The 20,397-nt window shown below is 48.9% G+C and carries 20 protein-coding genes; 11 read left to right on the forward strand and 9 right to left on the reverse strand.

Features of this window, described 5'->3' with window-relative positions; all coding sequences use genetic code 11:
* Positions 1-211: 211 nt before the first annotated feature.
* Positions 212-985, forward strand: coding sequence for a slipin family protein (locus tag GEV47_RS09240; RefSeq protein ID WP_153234471.1), 774 nt, complete (start codon positions 212-214; stop codon positions 983-985).
* Positions 986-1,141: 156 nt separating this feature from the next.
* Here the strand turns inward: GEV47_RS09240 and GEV47_RS09245 are convergent, their stop codons facing one another.
* From GEV47_RS09245 to GEV47_RS09255, 3 genes are all read right to left on the reverse strand, one after another.
* The gene (locus GEV47_RS09245; protein ID WP_153234472.1) at positions 1,142-1,441 is read right to left on the reverse strand and encodes a helix-turn-helix domain-containing protein; all 300 of its coding nucleotides are present in this window, start codon (positions 1,439-1,441) and stop codon (positions 1,142-1,144) included.
* A gap of 165 nt (positions 1,442-1,606) precedes the next feature.
* Positions 1,607-2,176 carry an acyl-homoserine-lactone synthase gene (locus GEV47_RS09250; RefSeq protein WP_153234473.1) on the reverse strand — a complete coding sequence of 190 codons (570 nt, stop codon included), beginning with the start codon at positions 2,174-2,176 and terminating at the stop codon, positions 1,607-1,609.
* Between the two features lie 193 nt (positions 2,177-2,369).
* Positions 2,370-2,822, reverse strand: a complete 453-nt coding sequence (locus tag GEV47_RS09255; protein ID WP_153234474.1) for a DUF4902 domain-containing protein — start codon at positions 2,820-2,822, stop codon at positions 2,370-2,372.
* 325 nt (positions 2,823-3,147) lie between these two features.
* On the opposite strand from GEV47_RS09255, the gene GEV47_RS09260 reads away from it, so the two are divergent.
* From GEV47_RS09260 to GEV47_RS09275, 4 genes are all read left to right on the forward strand, one after another.
* The gene (locus tag GEV47_RS09260) at positions 3,148-3,858 is read left to right on the forward strand and encodes an autoinducer binding domain-containing protein (RefSeq protein ID WP_153234475.1); all 711 of its coding nucleotides are present in this window, start codon (positions 3,148-3,150) and stop codon (positions 3,856-3,858) included.
* A 277-nt stretch (positions 3,859-4,135) separates the two neighbouring features.
* Positions 4,136-5,446 (forward strand): DEAD/DEAH box helicase, encoded by a 1,311-nt coding sequence (locus tag GEV47_RS09265; protein WP_153234476.1) that lies wholly within the window; start codon positions 4,136-4,138, stop codon positions 5,444-5,446.
* A 168-nt stretch (positions 5,447-5,614) separates the two neighbouring features.
* Complete coding sequence (locus GEV47_RS09270) at positions 5,615-6,028, forward strand: VOC family protein (protein ID WP_153234477.1); 414 nt, start codon at positions 5,615-5,617, stop codon at positions 6,026-6,028.
* Between the two features lie 63 nt (positions 6,029-6,091).
* Positions 6,092-6,619: an SRPBCC family protein gene (locus GEV47_RS09275; protein WP_153234478.1), complete on the forward strand. Its 528-nt coding sequence runs from the start codon at positions 6,092-6,094 to the stop codon at positions 6,617-6,619.
* A gap of 47 nt (positions 6,620-6,666) precedes the next feature.
* Here the strand turns inward: GEV47_RS09275 and GEV47_RS09280 are convergent, their stop codons facing one another.
* The 3 genes from GEV47_RS09280 to GEV47_RS09290 all read right to left on the reverse strand — a co-directional run bounded on the left by GEV47_RS09280 (position 6,667) and on the right by GEV47_RS09290 (position 9,262).
* Positions 6,667-7,659: an LLM class flavin-dependent oxidoreductase gene (locus GEV47_RS09280; RefSeq protein ID WP_153234479.1), complete on the reverse strand. Its 993-nt coding sequence runs from the start codon at positions 7,657-7,659 to the stop codon at positions 6,667-6,669.
* A 75-nt stretch (positions 7,660-7,734) separates the two neighbouring features.
* Positions 7,735-8,607 carry a cysteine hydrolase family protein gene (locus GEV47_RS09285; RefSeq protein WP_153234480.1) on the reverse strand — a complete coding sequence of 291 codons (873 nt, stop codon included), beginning with the start codon at positions 8,605-8,607 and terminating at the stop codon, positions 7,735-7,737.
* Positions 8,608-8,647: 40 nt separating this feature from the next.
* Positions 8,648-9,262, reverse strand: coding sequence for a 2OG-Fe(II) oxygenase (locus GEV47_RS09290; protein ID WP_153234481.1), 615 nt, complete (start codon positions 9,260-9,262; stop codon positions 8,648-8,650).
* An 87-nt stretch (positions 9,263-9,349) separates the two neighbouring features.
* Here GEV47_RS09290 and GEV47_RS09295 point away from each other — a divergent pair, with 87 nt between their 5' ends.
* Positions 9,350-10,576, forward strand: a complete 1,227-nt coding sequence (locus GEV47_RS09295; RefSeq protein ID WP_194270624.1) for a voltage-gated chloride channel family protein — start codon at positions 9,350-9,352, stop codon at positions 10,574-10,576.
* Positions 10,577-10,770: 194 nt separating this feature from the next.
* Here the strand turns inward: GEV47_RS09295 and GEV47_RS09300 are convergent, their stop codons facing one another.
* Positions 10,771-12,054 carry an Hsp70 family protein gene (locus tag GEV47_RS09300; RefSeq protein WP_153234482.1) on the reverse strand — a complete coding sequence of 428 codons (1,284 nt, stop codon included), beginning with the start codon at positions 12,052-12,054 and terminating at the stop codon, positions 10,771-10,773.
* 171 nt (positions 12,055-12,225) lie between these two features.
* Here GEV47_RS09300 and GEV47_RS09305 point away from each other — a divergent pair, with 171 nt between their 5' ends.
* Positions 12,226-12,444 carry a hypothetical protein gene (locus tag GEV47_RS09305; protein ID WP_153234483.1) on the forward strand — a complete coding sequence of 73 codons (219 nt, stop codon included), beginning with the start codon at positions 12,226-12,228 and terminating at the stop codon, positions 12,442-12,444.
* Between the two features lie 90 nt (positions 12,445-12,534).
* On the opposite strand, the gene GEV47_RS09310 is transcribed toward GEV47_RS09305, so the two are convergent.
* A complete protein-coding gene (locus GEV47_RS09310; protein ID WP_153234484.1) occupies positions 12,535-13,710 on the reverse strand; it encodes a porin in 1,176 nt (391 codons plus the stop codon).
* 276 nt (positions 13,711-13,986) lie between these two features.
* Positions 13,987-14,475, reverse strand: coding sequence for an Lrp/AsnC ligand binding domain-containing protein (locus tag GEV47_RS09315; RefSeq protein ID WP_153234485.1), 489 nt, complete (start codon positions 14,473-14,475; stop codon positions 13,987-13,989).
* A gap of 132 nt (positions 14,476-14,607) precedes the next feature.
* On the opposite strand from GEV47_RS09315, the gene GEV47_RS09320 reads away from it, so the two are divergent.
* The 4 genes from GEV47_RS09320 (at position 14,608) to ettA (ending at position 20,396) form a co-directional block, all read left to right on the forward strand.
* Complete coding sequence (locus GEV47_RS09320) at positions 14,608-15,894, forward strand: D-amino acid dehydrogenase (protein ID WP_153234486.1); 1,287 nt, start codon at positions 14,608-14,610, stop codon at positions 15,892-15,894.
* Positions 15,895-16,416: 522 nt separating this feature from the next.
* Positions 16,417-17,655 (forward strand): Bcr/CflA family multidrug efflux MFS transporter, encoded by a 1,239-nt coding sequence (locus GEV47_RS09325; protein ID WP_153234487.1) that lies wholly within the window; start codon positions 16,417-16,419, stop codon positions 17,653-17,655.
* A 105-nt stretch (positions 17,656-17,760) separates the two neighbouring features.
* Positions 17,761-18,660 (forward strand): EamA family transporter RarD, encoded by a 900-nt coding sequence (gene rarD, locus GEV47_RS09330; protein WP_153234488.1) that lies wholly within the window; start codon positions 17,761-17,763, stop codon positions 18,658-18,660.
* Positions 18,661-18,728: 68 nt separating this feature from the next.
* Positions 18,729-20,396 carry an energy-dependent translational throttle protein EttA gene (gene ettA, locus GEV47_RS09335; RefSeq protein WP_153234489.1) on the forward strand — a complete coding sequence of 556 codons (1,668 nt, stop codon included), beginning with the start codon at positions 18,729-18,731 and terminating at the stop codon, positions 20,394-20,396.
* Position 20,397 lies beyond the last annotated feature (1 nt).

The following is a 20,397-nucleotide window of genomic DNA, read 5'->3' on the forward strand; positions in this document are numbered from 1 at the left end:
TATACTGAATTCATCGCTTCCATCAAATTTGCCTGGTGTGATTGAGTGCCTCAATGACGTTGGGTGTTTCCCAACCATCGTTTTGAATAGGCGTACCGACGAAGACAGTACTTTAGTACGGCCGGGAGGTACAACAACTTCAAAACGGTTGTTGGGGAACACTTATCTGGCAAACAACAGAAAGTCGTCCTTATGAGAAAGGGGGCGCAAAATGTTTCCAATTTTCGGGTTCGTAGGGTTAGCTATCTGCGTTTTTATACTGGTCATCTTGCTGAATGCGTCAGTCTACATTTTTCGGGAATATGAACGTGGTGTCCTGTTTACACTGGGGCGCTTCACTGGTGTCAAAGGGCCGGGGTTAGTATTGATTATTCCGGCTATTCAACAACTGGTGCGGGTTGATTTGCGTACCGTTGTGCTGGAAGTGCCGACGCAAGATGTCATTTCACGCGATAACGTATCGGTGAGGGTCAACGCGGTGGTGTACTTCCGTGTTGTCGATCCTAAAAAAGCTATCGTCGAAGTCGCCAATTTTTTCAATGCGACCAGTCAGTTGTCGCAAACCATGCTGCGATCAGTACTAGGTAAACATCAACTCGATGATATGTTGGCTGAGCGTGAAAAACTCAATCTCGCTATTCAGCTAGCGCTTGATGCACAGGCCGATTCGTGGGGAATCAAAGTTTCCAACGTTGAAATCAAACAGGTCGATTTGACTGAGACCATGATACGCGCCATCGCAAGACAAGCCGAAGCGGAACGCGAACGGCGCGCCAAAGTCATTCATGCGGAAGGTGAATTACAAGCTTCAGAAAAACTATACCAAGCTGCCCACGTCTTGGCGCAGGAGCCTCAGGCTATTTTGTTGCGCTATCTTGAAACGTTAACGGTCATTGGTGCAGATAAGAATACAACGGTTGTATTCCCGTTGCCGATGGATTTACTTTCATCGTTTTTGGGCGACAAAAACAAAGCGTCGCATTGAGTGCACTTAGCCTAAAAGCGTGAGCACAACTTTTTGTGCTCACGTTATTTACGCCATATCATGACAACGCCCCGAGTGCGTCGGTACAAATGCCAGTCAACTCACACTGTCGTCAAACAATCCGATCCGTCGTACTTATTTTCGTACTTGTTTGATTTAGTGAAGCGGCTCTTGTAGCCCGTTAACACCAACATTTCTGCCAACAGTCGCAACATTTCCCAAGATACTGAGCTGATCACAAACTCCATCGCGCAATACCAAATCCACATTCAATACTTCCAAGACCTTGCATAGTCGGTCAATACTGGCAGACGTTGGGTTGGCTTCTAATTGCGCATAACTTTGCTGGCTCACACCTAGCTTCTGTGCCAAGGCTGTTTGTGTCAGTTTGTTCGCTTTACGCAGACCTTGCAAAATAGAACGCAATTGGCTCAATGTATTTACCGGATATTCCATAATTGCTCCCATTCGGATAATGTTTTTACTAATAGTGACTCACGTAAATGGCTGACATACGCTGCTAGCCATCCATGTTCGTCATTCTTCAAATTTTTCTCAATGAACGCTCGTCTGGCCACATCACGCCGTAGCGTCCTCTGACGGCGTTGCAAGCAATTCGTCTTACGTCTTCACGTTCTCTGAAATTTCGATCCAACATGCAAAAATCGGATGCCCGCCAATCACCATCGGTGGCCCGGCACGATGTGCGTGAAAGCCCGCCTTTCGTAGCAAGCGCTCTATTCCAATCGGCGATACAGTAATGATGCGTTTGGCGCCACGCGCAGCTGCGCAAGCAATCGATTCTTGCAGCAAACTAACCGCGATGTCGGAAGAAAACTGTCCCAATGCCGAGCTGGTACGCTGGTTAAAATCAACTGCAGCAAAACGCGATAATTCCCAAATATCGGGCGAATTTGGCAATGGCAAACCATTCATTAATTCGGGAAAAACATCACCTAAAAGATAAGGATTATTCGTTGGCAGCATACGTGCGCAGCCATTCACCTGCCCTAAATCGTCTTGTGAAACCACGTAGACCGTATCCTGTCGGTCAAACTGGTCTAATTCGTGTCCGTTTTTGCAATCGAGGTCCCACTTTAGAGTCTCGACAAATACCTTGTGACGGTAACTCGACATCTTCGAACACAGCTCATTCGAAAGACGATCTGCAGTACCTGAGATAACGTTCATGGTCTATCCCTGAGAAATTGTTAATCGTTGTGCGACAGCACAATTCTGCAGCGGGGATAGGACGTAACGTAACTGTCAAAACCTACAGGTTTGCTAGACTAAATTTCTCAGTGTTGTTAATAATCAATTCGTCCGATAGCTGGATGCTTTATGTAACTCGAGCAACCTGAGGTGTTACGAGGTAAATGATTTACTAAAATGCATGGCTGTAGCTATTATTTATATATTGTTGTACTTGCCATTGCCATGTCAAAGAGTCAATGTATTCCTCAAGCAAAATAACCGTTCTGACGGGACCTACATCCTGGCGGTCACTATCTTGCAACATGAGATTGCTGCGCGGCTCCCCCACTCTTTGCAATATAATCTGCCCCCCCGAAACGACCATTTGCCAATCCCAACCAATCGTAATAGCGGGCGTACCAGCAGTCAGCCATTCGGTGTAGCCAGTGATCTCAGTTGCCACAGCCGCACGCGAGAAGCTAACCGGCATATCTTCGTCGAGGCCGGACATAAAATGTCCGAGAGAAATATGCAAGAGCTCATCGGGCGACAATCGGACATAACCGTCCTCGGATACGCTGAAAAAATTGTCAACTAATGATGAATCTCTTGGTGCTTTTGATGGAACATATTGTTGTGTCATGACATCGCCATAGTTATCTGGTAAGGGAAGAATTATGGTACTGCGTTTCGGGTTTGGCAGTAATGTCAAGGTTGACAGCTATTTCAGATCACCATGGTCATTAGAGAAATGAATAAGCGATTAAGCAACTGAATAAATATTCGTATAAAAAATTTGTACAATCCGTATTATGTGTATTACTGTGTAGCAATGAAAAGTACGCAATTACAGAATATGGTGAGGTCAGTTGTCGTAGAAATAAAGTAGCAATTTTCTCAAGTAGTCCTAGCCGTTAATTCGGCTGGGCCGACTACTAGATTATGCTCGAATGAGTAGTGAGGAAAATATGCTTAGCTGGGAAGAAGAACAGATTCAGTCATTGCTCAGTGCAAAGACCGAAACGGCATTTTTTGCCGTGTTGTCTCGCATTGCGCTTAAATTGGGCTTTGATTATTGTGCCTTTGGCATGCGCTTGCCTTTACCGATTGCCGATCCCAAGGTGATCACACTGAATAATTATTCGACCTCCTGGCAGCAGCGCTATACACAGGAAAACTATATTGCAGTTGATCCTACCGTCAGCCACGGAATGAAATCGACCTTGCCTTTGGTCTGGTCAGACGAGGTGTTCTCAAAATCTCGCGCTTTCTGGGAGGATGCACAATCGCATGGCCTGCGCATAGGTTGGGCACAGTCATGCCACGATAGACGTGGCGTCAGTGGGCTACTTAGTCTTGCCCGCTCTAACGATCAGTTCTCAATTTCGGAATTGAATGACATTTCACTCAAAATGTCCTGGTTGACACAAGCTGCCCAACAGGGATTGTCGCGTTTGTTAGTACCAAAATTTTTACCAGAAGCCAACGCCGATTTAACCCCGCGCGAGATTGAAGTATTACGCTGGACTGCCGATGGGAAAACCTCGAACGAGGTTGGCGACATCATGCATATTTCAGAACGCACAGTCAATTTTCATGTCACCAACGCCTTAATCAAGCTTAACGCACCGAATAAAACTGCCGCCGCCATCAAGGCTGCGATGTTGGGCATGTTGTAGTTATTACGTTTGCATTGAAAGCGAGCGCTTGATAAAGCAAGGTTTTATCTCCATTGCTATCCTTGCAAGTAATCCCAAGTAATTGATTTGAAGAATGCCGCCGTCATCCTCGCGAGCGCGCGTACCCAAGTTACGCACCATGGATTCCCACGCTTATAGGAATGACGAGGGTATTTTCAAAATGATAGATTGAGCTTACTTAACGTGAATTGGCATTGGCGGCGATTTGCTAACGCGCCTATGATGTGGGCTTAAGCAACAGACAAAGCCAACGCATATGCCATTTTCTACCCTAGGTTTATCTCCATCGTTACTGCTGGCGATCAGCCAGAAACAATATCTCGCTCCAACGGCGATTCAAACGGCAGCTATTCCGGCGATTTTGCGCGGGGACGATGTGCTGGCTTCGGCGCAAACAGGTTCTGGCAAAACCGCAGCATTTGTTTTGCCAATATTGCAACGATTGCTGAATCAGCCAGCGCAGCAAGCGCAACGTTCTGCATCCGCCAATAGTCGTAAAAATCCTCGCGCACTGATCCTCGTCCCCACGCGCGAACTGGCGATGCAAGTCGGCCAGACCTTAGAGCAGTTTGCTCATGGTCTTTCTACATCATTAAATTCCCCGCTTAAAATTAGTACGCTTTTTGGCGGTGTTTCTATCAATCCGCAAATGATGGCATTGCGTGGCGGCGCCGATATCGTGGTGGCGACGCCCGGACGCTTGCTCGACTTGATAGACCATAATGCGCTTTCGCTTTCTGCCGTCGCTATGCTGGTATTGGATGAAGCTGATCATCTGTTGGATCTCGGATTTTCCGATGAAATCACGCGGATATTGAGCTTGCTTCCCAAGCAGCGCCAAAACCTGTTTTTCTCAGCCACTTTTCCCAGCAAGGTGCAAACGCTGACTAAAACAATACTCAAGCACCCCATTCGCATAGCCGTGCCTGCGGCGCTCACCGACGATATCAACAATAGCGCCGACAACACCTCCGCGATCACACAGCGCGCCATCGCTGTCGATGCCAAGCGTCGTACGCAGTTGCTGGTATATCTGTTTCGAGAGCATCAATGGAGTCGCGTTTTAGTATTCGTCGCCACTAAATACTCGGCTGATTATGTCGCCGAAAAATTGCGTCGCGCAGGGATCAGTGCCGCGGCTTTTCATGGAGAACTCAGCCAAGGGCTACGTAACCAGACGCTGGCAGAATTCAAAAACAGTAAATTGCAAGTCGTCGTGGCCACCGACATCGCCGCTCGTGGCATCGATATTACGCAACTTCCGGTAGTCTTAAATTATGACCTGCCACGTTCAGCCGTTGACTACACACATCGTATAGGCCGCACTGGTCGCGCCGGTGAAAGTGGTATCGCCATCAGCTTTATCACGGCAGAAACCGAAGCGCATTTCCGTTTGATAGAAAAGCGACATGGCCTGCTCTGCCCGCGCGAGCAAATTGCCGGTTTTGAGCCAACCGAGTTGATGGGAACAGCATCGGCGGCGACACCACAGCTTGCCAATGGTGGCATCAAAGGTAAGCGCAAAAGCAAGAAAGATAAACTACGCGAAGCGGCAGCACAGTCATAGCAGCACCAGAGCAATTTTTCGTAGTCCTGATTGATAATAAATTATTGCCACTTGGTCTATAGCAGAGATCGCAAAAAAAATGTCTACTAGCGGATGTTGGCACCGGGCTTGTAAAACATTTCAGCCAACATCCCTTAGCATCTACCGAAAATAATCTGGAGAAGCATTATGAAATTAAATCCTTATCTGTATTTCAACGGTGACTGCAAAGCAGCGTTTACATTTTATGAAAAATGCTTGAATGGCACTAACCTCGTACTCATGACCCATGCCGGTACGCCTGCGGAAGCGACAACGGCCCCAGAATGGCTTGATAAAATTATCCATGCTCGCCTCACTGTCGGCGATGTGTTGTTGATGGGATCGGATGCGCCAACAGAGCACTTCAAAACACCGCAAGGGTTTTCGGTGACGCTGGGTTTTGATGATCCTGCAGAAGCTGAGCGCGTATACAACGCCTTGCTAGAAAAAGGTGTCGCCACCATGCCGCTGGCAGAAACCTTTTGGGCAAAGAAATTCGGTATGTTGATTGATCAGTTCGGCACGCCTTGGATGATCAATTGCGAGAACCGGCCAGCGTAATTTTTCTATGGCGTGTTGTACCGTCGCTATTAACTCATTGTGCCAATTTAATCTGGAGGAGCTATGTTAAAAATACTACTGGCAATCATCGTCGTCGCTGTCATCGGCGTTCTGGGTCTGGCATCAAGTAAACCCGACACTTTTACGGTCACACGCTCCGCCAGTATCAAGGCGCCTCCAGAGAAAATTTTTGCGCTGATTAGTGACTTTCATCATTGGAATGCCTGGTCGCCGTGGGAAAAACGCGATTTGGCAATGAAAAAAACACTGAGCGGTGCTAACAGTGGAGTAGGTGCCGTATATGAATGGGAAGGTAATAGTAAAGTCGGCGCCGGGCGCATGGAAATCGTCAACGCTACGCCATCGTCTCACATCGCCATCAAACTCGATTTTTTAAAACCTATTGAAGGTCACAACGTGGCGCAATTTACGCTCACACCACAAGGAGACACGACCAACGTCACTTGGGATATGACTGGCCCTACACCATTTATTTCCAAAGTCATGCAAGTATTTATAAGCATGGACAAGATGGTAGGGGGTGATTTTGAAACCGGCCTGGCTAACCTAAAAGCGCTGGCTGAAAAGTAAGTATCATGTAAATGATTAAAGGGCACGGCATGCCGTGCCCGTACTTTCTATCCGTTTATACTACGCGCAACATCTGCAATCATTTCATATGAATGCAAGCGCGCTTTGTGATCAAAAATATCCGACACAATCATTAATTCATCCGCGGCGGTAAAACTGAGTAGCTTTTCCAATCCGGCGCGTATGGTTTCCGCTGAGCCGATGATGGAGTTGCCCAGCATGTGTGAGGCTTGCGCTTTTTCTGCTGGCGACCAATATGTTTCAATATCATCGATCGGCGGTTTACTCAAACCTCGTACGCCGCGATGCATATCTGCGAAACTCATTTGCTGCGTGGTTGCCAAACGACGTGCCTCGGCATCGCTATCGGCGGCAATGATGTTGACACCAACCATGGCGTGCGGCGTTTTGCTTTGTGCCGATGGTTTGAAACGCGCGCGATAAATACGCAAAGCGTCCACCAGTGCATCGGGCGCAAAATGCGAAGCAAAGGCGTAAGGTAAACCGAGCTCAGCTGCAAGTTGCGCGCCAAATAAACTCGACCCTAAAATCCATAAGGGCACTTGCGTCCCATGTCCCGGCACGGCGACGATGCGTTGACCTGTCTCGATAGGCGCCAGGAGTTTTTGTAATTCCAGCACATCTTGCGGAAATGATTCAGCACTGGCGTATTCTCGTCGTAACGCACGTAAAGTGGCCTGATCAGTACCAGGTGCCCGGCCCAGCCCCAAATCTATCCGATCAGGAAATAAACTGGCGAGTGTGCCGAATTGTTCAGCAATTACCAGCGGTGCATGGTTGGGTAACATGATGCCGCCAGCGCCTACCCTGATAGTGCTGGTGCCAGCGGCTACGTGGCAGATCGCCACTGCCGTTGCAGCGCTGGCGATACCGCGCATATTGTGATGTTCCGCCATCCAGAAGCGGCGATAACCCCACGCTTCGGCATGACGCGCCAGATCGCGGGTATTGTCCAGTGCGGCGCGGGCATCGCTACCTTCTCTGATACGCACTAAATCTAAAATGGAAATTGGGATCATAGGATTTCCTTGAGTCGAAGTTACTTAGGCAATTGCCAAGTATATAGAGCTCTACTCAATTGCGTATCCCGGTCACTATTTCCGGACATTGGCGTGTAACTCCTGCAAGGCTTGTGCGGCGCTCAGCGTTCGCGCTCCTTGCGCCACTATCTGCCGCATAAAGTCATGATATTGCTGTTCAAACCCCGCCACCGGACTCATACAATCAGTAATTAATATCAACTTGCCAATGTGGGCAGGACCGAAATTTTCGGCGATATGTTCCGTTGTCGCCTTGACGCAATGGCTACCGGCTTCTCCAGCGATATAGATACGATCGGCTTGTGCGAGATTAGTCAGCAGACTGCGATTGGTACCGGTCGACGCGTCATCGGGATCTGGCACTTCCGCGCGCACGGCGGAGTAATGCTCTGTCCACGGATTACTTCCCTTGCTCACTTTGGCAACCGTGTTTAAGGTCTTGAGCTCCCAGCCGTGATAGGCATGTTGGATGTCAGTATGCACATTGTGTCCCCACGACCCAATTTCGCAATGGACCGGCCACACCATCAAGTGATAACGCCCGGCGGCTTCCAATTGGTCCAAATAAGAAAATACCCGTGGCAAGGCATTTTCCATACGCGGTACATATTGTCCAATGCGCACATCAGCGGCCGTGATCTGTGTAAATGGCGGCACGGAGTCTCCATTTTTGTCGCACCAAAAAGTGGGATGAGCGATGTCCAGATAATGATGCGAATCCAGAGTGATGGTGATTGTTCTCAAGCCGTCGCCGCCATCAGTAATCAGCTCGGCCAACCGCACCATATCTGCATGGGCACCGGGCACTGGCAACGATGGAGCTATCTTTTGGCCCTGACCGTCTGGCGGTAAATATGCTGCAGGCAAGTCACAGAAATCATTTTGTGGATCAATGATGAGCAGATGAAAATTGGCGTGAGTATGCATGTTCAACTATTCGCAGGTTATTTTGAATCTCGGAAAACTTCTAACGCCGTCGAAACCAACCCGTCAGTGACAATCTTTCGCGCGTTGCCGCTAGTACTTCATGGGGTAATGCGGCAGAAAGAAACAACACCAGGCTAGCTCCCAGCGGCAAAATATCCCGCTCCGGTTCGCCTTCAGGATACAAACGCAGCGCACCGCCATGTTCTGGCAACCAGTCTTGATTCAAGTAGATCACCATAGATACAACACGATGATCATCGTCGTGAAACCTATCCACATGCTTTTGATAAAAAGCACCGGGTGGGTAGAGCGCGAAATGGCATTCAACCTCTTCCAGGCCGAGATAAAGCTCCTGATTCAAGCGGCACCGCAATTGCTCGATGATCTGTAAAAACTGGTCGGTCGGGTCCGATTGCCCTGCTTCCAGCCATTGAATATGATCGCCGCGTATCCCTTGTTGTACCGTCCGTTCGGTGCCGCGACCAACCCCTGCCGCGATCAAATTTCCGGCGGCGGCATTCGCCCGGCATTGCGCCGCTAAAGCAAGTGTCAGCTCTGGCGACAAAAAGTCACGCTGATGAGACCAGCCATGTTCTGCCAGGTCGTCGATAATACTGTGGTTAATCTGTTGCATTAAGGGAGAGGATATAGACATAATGTCCGATTCTACCAGTGACGTTACTTCAACAAAAATCGATAGCGCAAATACTGATTGCACCGCACATATCCACTATTTCAATAAATGAAACTTTCCAAACTTGCCGAACCGTACGCCATGCTGCGCTATCTATTGCGCTGGCTAGTCCTTTCAGCGATGGTCGGCTTGCTGGCAGGTGCCGCATCCGCAGCGTTATTACTGGCGCTTGATTGGGCCACCAACACTCGCAGCACACATCCATGGTTGCTGTGGCTGCTGCCGGTGGCCGGCTTTTTTGTGGGCTGGATTTATCACCACTTTGGAAAATCAGTCGAGGCTGGTAACAATCTGCTGATAGATGAATGTCACGATCCACAACGCATCGTGCCAAAGCGCATGGCACCCATGATTTTTGTCGGCACCATCATTACGCATTTATTCGGCGGCTCTGCCGGGCGTGAAGGAACAGCGGTGCAGATGGGTGGTGCGTTCGCGGACTTCATTACGCGTATATGCAAACTCGGCAAAGAAGACAGACGCATCTTGCTGATGGCCGGAATCAGCGCTGGCTTCGCGTCGGTATTTGGCACACCGTTGGCCGGTGCGGTGTTTGGATTGGAAGTACTGGCGATTGGACGGCTGCGTTATGACGCCATCCTGCCTTGCTTTATCGCCGCCATCGTTGCGGATCAATTACCGGGTTTGCTGGGCGTACATCACACGCATTATGTGATCCCTTTTGTACCTCACATCAGTTTGCAGGGATTTGGCTCTGCCATCATCGCTGGTATTGCTTTTGGCTTGGTCGGCATGCTATTTGCCACCAGTACGCATGGTCTGTCGCGCGTAATAAAACACTGGATCAGCTATCCGCCGTTGCGGCCATTTGTTGGCGGTTCGGTGGTGGCTTTAGCGGCAACTTTGCTGGCAACCGATCGCTATTTGGGGCTAGGTATTCCCACTATTGTGGAGGCATTTTCGCAACCGCTACCAGCCTATGATTTTGCCGGGAAAATTGCTTTCACCGTTGTCACCCTGGCGTCCGGATTTAAGGGCGGTGAAGTCACACCGCTGTTTTATATCGGTGCGACGCTGGGCAATGCCTTGAGCTATGTGCTGGCGCTGCCATTACCGGTTTTAGCCGGATTGGGTTTTGTGGCCGTGTTTGCCGGCGCCGCCAACACGCCGCTTGCTTGTACCATCATGGCGATGGAACTATTTGGGGTGGAGATCGGTACTTTGGCTGCGATTACCTGCGTTGTCAGTTATTTGTTTTCTGGGCATAGCGGGATTTATCATGCGCAGCGGGTGGGTGAGGAAAAGGGTAAATAATATTTGCATAGAGCAGCGGTTAAGGCTCTTCAACACCAAAATCAAGGGACCGTCATCCTCGCGAACGCGGGGATCCAAATTACAAGCTCAACATGGATTCCCGCGTTCGCGGGAACGACGCATCGGATTTAATGTAAAAATTGAACGGCACTTCAGCCGTGGCGAATATGAGTAACATCAGGTTTTACCTACGCTCATAGACCAAACTTACGTACTGCATCCAACGCCAGCCCCGCGCCAATACTACCGAACAAATCACCCTCAACTGCTTTTGCCGTTGGTACTACCTTGGCGATCTGTTGGCGCAGCAAACCAACGCCACTGGAGCCACCTGTGAAAAATACGGTATCAACTGCATCAGCCTTGACGCCAGCATCACGTAATAATTTGACGACCGTTTCCTCTACCGACGAAACCAAATGTGTGATGCTGGTATTAAATTCGCCACGTGTCAGTTGCAGCGTATGACTTGGCGATAAGCGGTCTAATTCCAGAGCAACTTGCTCCGCATCCGACAGTGCAATCTTCCCCTCCTCGACTTTCAACGCCAGCCAATGACCGGCGCGTTGCTCCACCAGATCTAGCAAACGATTAAATTTATCCCGCTCGCGCACATCACGGGCAACATCTTGCAATTGCAAGCCCATCTTGCGCGTGTAGATCAAGTTGATGGTGTGCCAGGTTGCGAGATTGAAATAATAACTGGAGGGAACCTCGCTGTTATTGTTCAATTGGCTGCCATATCCCAACATGGGCATCACACTCGCCAGACTCAGATATTTATCAAAGTCCGTACCACCAATATGGATACCGCCGGTGGCGAGAATATCGTCACGGCGATCGGCATTTTTTGCCCGCTCCGGCGATAAACGTACCAGCGAAAAGTCCGACGTTCCGCCGCCGATATCGGCGATCAACACTAATTCCTCGCCACTGATGGTGGATTCATAATCAAACGCCGCAGCTATCGGCTCATACTGAAACGCGATATGCTTGAAACCGACTGAGCGCGCAATTTCTTCCAGTGTATTTTGCGCGCGCTGATCGGCGTTGGGATTATCATCCACAAAAAACACCGGACGACCTAATACGACGCAATCAAATCGCTTTTCTGTTGCACGTTCTGCACGGTTTTTCAGTTCGGCGATGAAATGCGCCAGCAAAGCTTTAAAAGGCAAAGCGCGGCCACCCACTTCGGTTTGCCCATCAATCAAGCTGGAACCCAGCAGACTTTTTAAAGAACGCATCAGGCGCCCTTCATGTCCAGCCAGATAACCAGTTAACGCAGCCCGACCATAACTGAATGCGTCATCTTCTGCATTAAAAAAGACCACCGATGGCAATGTAACCTTGCCATCTTCCAACGGTAACAAAGCAGATTGTGCTGATTGCAGCGTCAGAGTTTGTTGCGTTTGCCGTTGCCAGCCTACCGTCGAATTAGATGTGCCGAAATCGACACCGCAAGCAGCATGAGACATGTCACATCCTAAAAATAAAATCGGGCGCAATCATAACGCGAATCAAGTAAAGTAAACAATGGCGTAAAAAACCACGCTTGCAGACCATTTCAAATTATTGCATCATGGCATTGCTTTATACAATATGTTACATAGTGATTTTCTAACCGATTCAAACCTAAAAGTAATCTTATGAAAATATTATTAATTTCTATTCTTGCTCTACCATTTTTGGCTGGTTGCGCTGCACCTGCGACCGATAGCGCAACAGCGTCGAAACGTCACGAAGATGCTGACTATCAGATTGGTAGTAATTTACCTAAGCACAATGGATCGTCAGTGCAAACAGTTTCGCCAGAAGATGCTGAAAACATGGCGGGATTTGCTCAAACCCGCGCGAAAAGTAATTAATCGCAACAGCAAGTTTACGTAAAACGGGGCAGCGTAAAACGCTGCCCCGTTTGTTTTCTGGTACTAAGAATTAATCTTAGAAATTAAGTCTTAGAACTTATGACGCAAAGCAATGCGCAACAATGATTGTTGTTGGCTATCAGATACGCCACCAGAACCAGGGATGTAAGCATCGCCTAAGTACGAACCAACTGAACCAGTGTCGCCGCTAACTTTTTGGAATAACAATTGGCTATAAATGTCAGTGCGTTTAGACAAGTTGTAATCTGCCATCAAACCGAATGAATTCCATTTCAGTTTGCTTTGGCCAACTGAAGTGTCATAGTTAGCATGTGTATATACATACATTGCGCCAACAAAGAACATTGGAGTAATTTGCTGTTTCAGGTTCAACTCATAGTTTGTGAACTTGAGTGTAGACAAAGTAGCACCGCCACCTGGCAACAGATTTGTATTCGTACCGTCAAAATACGAAGTAGCTGTTGGGTTGTCCAGATTTGTACCGGTGTACACGAAGCCCAATGTAGTTGCTGTTGGGAATGTGTAGTTAATACCAATACCAGCTGTCTTTTGTTTCGAAGCTACGAAGTTATAGTCATTTCCAACTGAGCCACTTGCTTGATTGGAAGGCGCGCCTGGATTATTCAATTGCATGAAACCGGCAGCTACTGCCAATGGGCCGTTCACATAACTTGCGCCAAGACTGTATGTGTTGTTTGTATTAGCGCTACCTGCAACACCACCAAAACCATACAAACCGCCGAATGTGAAGCCGCTGTAATTTGCGCTGGTGTATTTCAGTGAGCTATTGATACGGAATGAGTTATCAGTGTTGTCGTTATCCAGTGGATGCGAGAACAAATAACCAGACCAGTTACCATTTGATGTCAATGGGCCGATGTAGTCAACGATAGAGTCATATTGACGACCCAATGTGATAGTACCCGCTGTCGTGCTAGACAAACCTACAAATGCCTGACGACCAAACAAACGACCGCCTTGACCTAATGTACCTGTATTCGCGGAAAAACCGTTTTCCAATTGGAATACTGCGCTCAAGCCGTTACCCAGATCTTCTGTGCCTTTAAAACCAAGACGGCTACCTTGTACATCGCCGCTGGCCATTTGTACACGAGTTAGACCATCAACGTTGCTGGTGTAATTCAGGCCCAGATCGATGATACCGTAGATAGTAACGCTGGTTTGCGCTTGTGCTACACCGGCAAAACCGGCCAATATACTTGCTGCCAAGATTAGTTTTTTCATGCAGTTTGCTCCCAAGATGTTTAAATAATTATTTATACAATTAATACCGCTATTGCTTTATTTTTTTAGTATTTAGTCCCAGCCTCCCCCTAGAAATACCGCCTGAAACACGAGGCAGATATTCGTAGAAGCAGTTAGGATGCCACAAGCTATCAGCGATGAACAGAAACAACATAGGAGGTGTTGCATTCTGGCGGCATGGCTTGCAATCTATTGCAAAAACGCATATAACCATGTTACAAGTACGGGTTCGGAATAAATTTCTTTCTTTTTGCCTTAGCTCTGTAAAGACAAAGCCAGGGTTTCTTTAATTTCCTCCATCACTACATAGCTTTTCGACTGCGCCGCCCCAGGCAGCTGTAGCAGCATGTCTCCCAGCAAAGTGCGGTATTGCGCCATTTCTCGAATCCTGGCTTTGATCAGATAATCAAAATCACCTGATACCAGATGACACTCCAGCACTTCAGGGATACGTAACACCTCGCGCCGAAACTGCTCAAACGCGGTTGCCGATTTGTGATTCAGCGTAATTTCCACAAAAACCAACAATTGAGCACCTACCGCCGCCGGATTGACGCGCGCATAATAACCAGCAATCACACCATCACGTTCCATACGTTTGACGCGCTCTATACATGGCGTGATCGACAAACCGACTTGTTCGCCGAGTTCTTTCATCGACATTCGGCCATCTTGTTGCAATAAATGCAAAATATGGCGATCAAGTTTATCCAAAGTGCGAATAGATGCCTTTTCAGTTCTCATGATGGTCTCAGATAGAAATTTATTTTCAGAATTATTTGCTAAATTTTACTATTTATACAGTAACAAAAACTGCCTTACTTTACTTAGCATAGCGTTAATAACTAAAGATGTTTGCTAAATTAAGGAGATGCAATGCGAGTGTTAATTCTGGGTAGCGGCGTGGTCGGTGTGACCAGCGCTTATTATTTGGCGCGAGCGGGCCATGACGTCACCGTGATTGATCGTTTACCGGGGCCAGCGCAAGAAACCAGCTTTGCCAACGCTGGTCAGATCTCGCCCGGTTATGCCTCGCCCTGGGCCGCGCCTGGCATTCCGTTAAAAGCATTGAAGTGGATGTTGCAAAAGCATGCGCCGTTGTCGATTACGCCTGACGGCAGCTTGTTTCAATTGCAGTGGATGTGGCAAATGCTGCGCAACTGCAACGCCACCAGCTACGCCATCAACAAAGAGCGCATGGTGCGTTTGGCAGAATACAGTCGCGACTGCTTCAAAGCATTACGCGCTGACACTGGCATCGCTTATGAAGGCCGGCAACAGGGCACTTTGCAAGTTTTTCGCACTCAGCAACAAATGGACGAAGCTGCCAAAGATATTCAGGTACTCAAGGAAACTGGCGTACCGTTTGAAATATTGACGGCTGACCAGCTAGGCAATGCGGAACCGGCACTGGCTGCGGTGAAGCACAAATTGCAAGGCGGCTTGCGTTTACCGAATGACGAAACCGGCGATTGCCAGCTATTCACCACCCGATTGGCGCAAATGGCGGAACAACTCGGGGTGAAATTTCGCTACGGAATACAAATCAATGCGCTGACTTTTGCCAATGGCCAGATCGCTGGCGTGCAATGCGAATACGATTATCTGCAAGCTGATAGCTATGTCGTAGCGTTGGGTGCTTTCTCGACCAATTTCCTGAAAAATATCGTCGACATTCCGGTGTATCCGCTTAAAGGCTATTCGATCACTGTTCCCATCACCAATGCAGATGCGGCACCGGAATCGACCATCCTTGATGAAACCTACAAAATCGCGATTACGCGTTTTGATAACCGGATTCGGGTTGGCGGTATGGCGGAGATCGTCGGCTTCAACAAAGCGCTCAATCCCAAACGTCGTGCGACGTTGGAAATGGTGGTCAACGATCTGTTCCCCAATGCCGGCGATACCAGTGTTGCCAGTTTCTGGACAGGCTTGCGGCCTATGACGCCGGACGGCACGCCGATCGTGGGCGCAACGCCTATCCGCAATTTATTTCTCAACACTGGCCACGGTACGCTAGGCTGGACCATGTCTTGTGGCTCTGCGGCGTTATTGTCGGACCTGATTTCTGGTAAGCGTCCGGCGATTGCGGCTGATGATTTGACTGTAGCTCGTTATACAAAGCAAGGGGTGCAAAGTGCTGGGCATTCTTATGCGTGATGGTATGTAAACTTGCCGCGAAACTTATCTGATAAGTTATCTTGATGGGGGAGTCACTTCGTAGTACGGGCAATGTCGGGGGTAGCCCGACAGCTACTCACTTTCTTTGCTTCGCCAAAGAAAGTAAGCAAAGAAAGGGCGGGAGCACTGCTCCTGCCAGAGTCGTCACTCGTCTTTGACGAGTGCTCCCCAAAATTACGGGCTGCATTCGGGAGAAAAGACCAACTCGCTGCGCTCAAACATGTCTTCCCTCTTTTCCCGAATGCAGCCCGTAATTTTGGCAACGTCCGATGCGAAATTCAAAGTCAAAAACAACAACATCGGCGGCGCTAAAATAATTTACGACACAGATCTGGGGAAACGACTTCCCTCCTAACCGAAAGACGTTTCCTCATTCCACCCAATTAATGCCCATCGGCATCCTCATTTGCGAAGATTTGTTAAACTGACATTCTTTGCCTCTCTTTACTTGGGCGTATTATCCGCAGCCTTAGCACGCCGCATCAACTTCACAAGTTATCAATGAAAAATCTTCCCTCTACGTCCTCGGAGAAAATGCTTCCGGGTTGGTTGCTTTTATTAGGCGCGTTAACTGCGATCGGCTCGCTGTCGATTGATATGTACTTGCCCAGCTTTCCCACCATCGCCAATGAGTTAAACGTTGGTAGCAATCTGGTGCAACTGACACTGGCTAGTTTCTTGATTGGGCTGGCGGTTGGGCAGATGTTCTATGGTCCGCTCAGCGATCGCTTCGGTCGCAAACCACCGCTGTACTTTGGCTTGGCGCTGTATACCATCGCCTCCGTCATCTGTTTTTTTGCACCGGATGTCACTGTATTAATTTTTGCGCGTTTGTTGCAAGGTTTAGGCGGCTGTGCTGGCATGGTCATCGGCCGCGCGGTGATTCGCGATCGCATGGGTGCTGCCGGTTCAGCCAAGGCATTCTCGCTGTTAATGCTGGTGATGGGTCTGGCACCGATACTGGCGCCTTTGATTGGCGGTGAAGTACTCAAATTGTGGGGATGGCGCGTTATTTTTGGCGGGCTGACAGCATTCGGCATGTTTTGCTTGTTCGCTATTCATTACACGATGGAAGAAACATTAGACCGACATCAAGCTGCGCCGCTGCATTTAGGACGCACGCTGAAACAGTACGGCAAATTACTATGCGATCGGCAATTCCTCAGTTATTCGCTATGCGGCGGATTGATGCAAGCCGGGATGTTTGCCTACATTACCGGCTCACCATTTGTCCTGATTGAACTGCATGGCATCAAACCCGAAAATTTCGGCTGGGTTTTTGGCAGCAATGCCGCAGGCCTGATTGCAGCATCACAAGTTAATGCCAGACTGGTTGGCAAAATGACTTCAGATACCCTATTAGGCCGTGCGTTGTGGCTCCCTGCTGCGGCATGTTTGCTGATCACGCTGTTGGTGGCGTTTGGTTTCGATCATTTATGGTTGCTGTTATCAGGATTTTTTGTTTATCTCGCTAGTTATGGCTTCATCAGCCCGAATGCATCGGCAATTGCATTGTCTCAGCAAGGAAAACAAGCCGGCGTTGCCTCGGCCTTAATGGGAACAGTGCAATTTGGTCTGGGCATTATTGCTGGTACTAGCATGAGCTTGTGGCACGATGGCACAGCACTGCCATTAATGGTGGTGATGAGCATCTGTGGCGTGGGCGCGTTGTTATTGCATCGCTATATCGCACGCCCTGAACATGAACGCATATTGGCGCAGGCGGCACAATCATCATAAGGTGTTGTCTGCTTGCCTTTAATTTGTTGCGTAGAATACGATTTACTTTTCGGCAATCTCTGGTTTTCACTCAGCCGTTTCAACTTTCTTACGTTAGCTGCCATCATGCAAGCAGGTATATTCCTCGCATTCGCTTCTTACACCATCTGGGGTCTGTTTCCACTCTACTTCAAAGCGTTGCAAGACATTCCGCCGGTCGATATCGTCATGCATCGGATGCTATGGTCGTTTCTATTTTTAGTGCTGATTCTGGCTTATCGTAAACAATGGGCCTGGATAGGTCCGGTCTGTCGCCAACCACGTGTGCTGGCAGGTTTTGCCGCTAGCGCACTGCTATTGGCAATCAATTGGCTGACCTACATCTGGGCCGTGAATAACAATCATGTAGTGGAAGCCAGTCTTGGTTATTTCATCACACCGCTGGTCAATGTCGCATTGGGATTTGTGTTTTTACGCGAACGCCCACGTCTGGTGCAGTGGATTGCGATTGCAATGGCAGCGCTTGCCGTCCTCTGGCTAACCTGGCAAGTTGGGCATCCGCCATGGATCGCATTGGCTCTGGCCTTATCGTTCGGCAGCTACGGTTTATTGCGCAAAACGGCCAGCCTCGGCGCCCTGCATGGATTAACCCTGGAAACGACGTTGGTACTGCCATTGGCATTGGCTTATCTGGCGTTCACCACGCAACAAGGGCACAATAGCTTTGTCGCCGCCTCTGGCAATACGCAATGGCTGTTAGCGGCAGCTGGTCCGATTACTTCGATTCCGCTGATCATGTTTGCTGCCGGGGCGCGTCGCATCCCGCTTTCTACGCTCGGCCTGTTGCAATACATCTCACCATCGTTACAATTGCTGTTGGGCGTGTGGTTGTATCACGAACCATTGGATGGAAATCGCTTGATCGGTTTCATCATTATCTGGTGCGCGTTGTTACTTTATACAGCCGAAGGTTTATGGATAACGTGGCAACGAAACAAAAACACAGAAGCGCCCACCTTGGGCTGAAATCCAAGATCGGTTATCCTTCGCCATCTTTATAAGTCTCTTTTTTAATTTTTTCCAAGAAAAATACCATGGCGCAATACGTCTACACAATGAACAAGGTCGGCAAAATCGTGCCGCCTAAACGTCAAATCCTGAAAGATATCTCGCTCTCATTCTTTCCCGGCGCGAAAATCGGCGTACTCGGTCTCAATGGTTCGGGTAAATCGACACTGCTCAAAATCATGGCTGGTATCGATAAAGATATCCAAGGTGAAGCGACACCAATGCCAGGTTTAAACATAGGTTATTTGCCGCAAGAGCCGCAACTCGATCCGGAACAAACCGTGCGTCAGGCGGTTGAAGGCGGTCTCGGTGAAGTGTTTGAAGCACAAGCAAAACTGGATGCTGTGTACGCCGCGTATGCGGAAGAAGACGCTGACTTCGACGCATTGGCTGCCGAACAACAACGACTGGAAAACATCATTTCCACCGCTGGTGACGGCAATCTTGATCTGCAATTGGAAATGGCTGCTGACGCATTACGCCTGCCACCCTGGGATGCAAAAATCGGCGTTTTGTCCGGTGGTGAAAAACGCCGCGTCGCGCTGTGTCGTTTGTTGCTGTCCAAACCCGACATGTTATTGCTAGACGAACCAACCAACCATTTGGACGCTGAATCGGTCGAATGGCTGGAACAATTCCTGTTGCGCTTCCCTGGCACTGTGGTCGGTATCACCCATGATCGCTACTTCCTGGACAACGCCGCCGAATGGATATTGGAGCTGGACCGCGGCCACGGTATTCCATGGAAAGGTAATTACAGTTCATGGTTGGAGCAAAAAGGCGATCGCTTGAAGCAGGAAGAAGCGACCGAATCTTCGCGTCAAAAAACCATCGCTAAAGAACTGGAATGGGTACGTCAAAATCCAAAAGGCCGCCAAGCGAAAAGTAAAGCGCGTCTGGCACGTTTCAATGAATTGAGCGAACACGAATACCAAAAGCGCAATGAAACACAGGAGATATTTATTCCCGTGGCTGAACGTCTCGGTAACGAAGTAATAGCATTCACCAACGTCTCCAAATCATTCGGCGACCGCATGCTGATCGATAACCTCAGTTTCAAAATTCCTGCCGGTGCCATCGTCGGCATCATCGGCCCTAACGGCGCCGGTAAATCGACGCTGTTCAAAATGATCACCGGCAAAGAACAACCGGACAGCGGTGAAGTCGTGATCGGTCAGACTGCACGTGTGTCGATAGTCGATCAACATCGTGATGCACTATCGGATGCGAAGACCGTGTTTGAAGATGTCTCGGGCGGTGCCGACATTCTTACCGTTGGCCGTTTTGAAATGCCGTCACGCGCCTATCTTGGCCGTTTCAACTTCAAAGGCGGCGACCAGCAAAAAATCGTCGGCAATTTATCCGGCGGTGAGCGTGGCCGTTTGCATTTGGCGAAAACCCTGCTTCAGGGCGGTAACGTTCTGCTACTCGATGAACCATCCAACGATCTCGACGTAGAAACGTTGCGCGCGCTTGAAGATGCCTTGCTTGAATTTGCCGGTAGTGTGATGGTAATCAGCCATGATCGCTGGTTCCTTGATCGTATCGCCACACATATTCTGGCGTTTGAAGGCGACTCACAAGTGAGTTTCTTTGATGGTAATTATCAGGAATATGAAGCAGACAAACGCAAGCGCTTGGGTGAGGAAGGCGCTAAACCTAAGCGGATTCGCTATAAGCCAGTAACACGATAAG

Source organism: Glaciimonas soli, assembly GCF_009497155.1.
GTDB classification, from domain to species: Bacteria; Pseudomonadota; Gammaproteobacteria; order Burkholderiales; family Burkholderiaceae_D; genus Glaciimonas; species Glaciimonas soli.

Excerpts from the sequence above, each read along its gene's own strand:
- GEV47_RS09305 (WP_153234483.1), top strand. The coding sequence starts at position 12,226 with ATGAAAATATTATTAATTTCTATTCTTGCTCTACCATTTTTGGCTGGT.
- GEV47_RS09270 (WP_153234477.1), top strand. The coding sequence starts at position 5,615 with ATGAAATTAAATCCTTATCTGTATTTCAACGGTGACTGCAAAGCAGCG.
- GEV47_RS09245 (WP_153234472.1), bottom strand. The coding sequence starts at position 1,441 with ATGGAATATCCGGTAAATACATTGAGCCAATTGCGTTCTATTTTGCAA.
- GEV47_RS09255 (WP_153234474.1), bottom strand. The coding sequence starts at position 2,822 with ATGACACAACAATATGTTCCATCAAAAGCACCAAGAGATTCATCATTA.
- GEV47_RS09310 (WP_153234484.1), bottom strand. The coding sequence starts at position 13,710 with ATGAAAAAACTAATCTTGGCAGCAAGTATATTGGCCGGTTTTGCCGGT.
- GEV47_RS09325 (WP_153234487.1), top strand. The coding sequence starts at position 16,417 with ATGAAAAATCTTCCCTCTACGTCCTCGGAGAAAATGCTTCCGGGTTGG.
- GEV47_RS09315 (WP_153234485.1), bottom strand. The coding sequence starts at position 14,475 with ATGAGAACTGAAAAGGCATCTATTCGCACTTTGGATAAACTTGATCGC.
- GEV47_RS09300 (WP_153234482.1), bottom strand. The coding sequence starts at position 12,054 with ATGTCTCATGCTGCTTGCGGTGTCGATTTCGGCACATCTAATTCGACG.
- GEV47_RS09290 (WP_153234481.1), bottom strand. The coding sequence starts at position 9,262 with ATGTCTATATCCTCTCCCTTAATGCAACAGATTAACCACAGTATTATC.
- rarD (WP_153234488.1), top strand. The coding sequence starts at position 17,761 with ATGCAAGCAGGTATATTCCTCGCATTCGCTTCTTACACCATCTGGGGT.
- GEV47_RS09275 (WP_153234478.1), top strand. The coding sequence starts at position 6,092 with ATGTTAAAAATACTACTGGCAATCATCGTCGTCGCTGTCATCGGCGTT.
- GEV47_RS09250 (WP_153234473.1), bottom strand. The coding sequence starts at position 2,176 with ATGAACGTTATCTCAGGTACTGCAGATCGTCTTTCGAATGAGCTGTGT.
- GEV47_RS09280 (WP_153234479.1), bottom strand. The coding sequence starts at position 7,659 with ATGATCCCAATTTCCATTTTAGATTTAGTGCGTATCAGAGAAGGTAGC.
- GEV47_RS09260 (WP_153234475.1), top strand. The coding sequence starts at position 3,148 with ATGCTTAGCTGGGAAGAAGAACAGATTCAGTCATTGCTCAGTGCAAAG.
- GEV47_RS09240 (WP_153234471.1), top strand. The coding sequence starts at position 212 with ATGTTTCCAATTTTCGGGTTCGTAGGGTTAGCTATCTGCGTTTTTATA.
- GEV47_RS09285 (WP_153234480.1), bottom strand. The coding sequence starts at position 8,607 with ATGCATACTCACGCCAATTTTCATCTGCTCATCATTGATCCACAAAAT.
- ettA (WP_153234489.1), top strand. The coding sequence starts at position 18,729 with ATGGCGCAATACGTCTACACAATGAACAAGGTCGGCAAAATCGTGCCG.
- GEV47_RS09295 (WP_194270624.1), top strand. The coding sequence starts at position 9,350 with ATGAAACTTTCCAAACTTGCCGAACCGTACGCCATGCTGCGCTATCTA.
- GEV47_RS09265 (WP_153234476.1), top strand. The coding sequence starts at position 4,136 with ATGCCATTTTCTACCCTAGGTTTATCTCCATCGTTACTGCTGGCGATC.
- GEV47_RS09320 (WP_153234486.1), top strand. The coding sequence starts at position 14,608 with ATGCGAGTGTTAATTCTGGGTAGCGGCGTGGTCGGTGTGACCAGCGCT.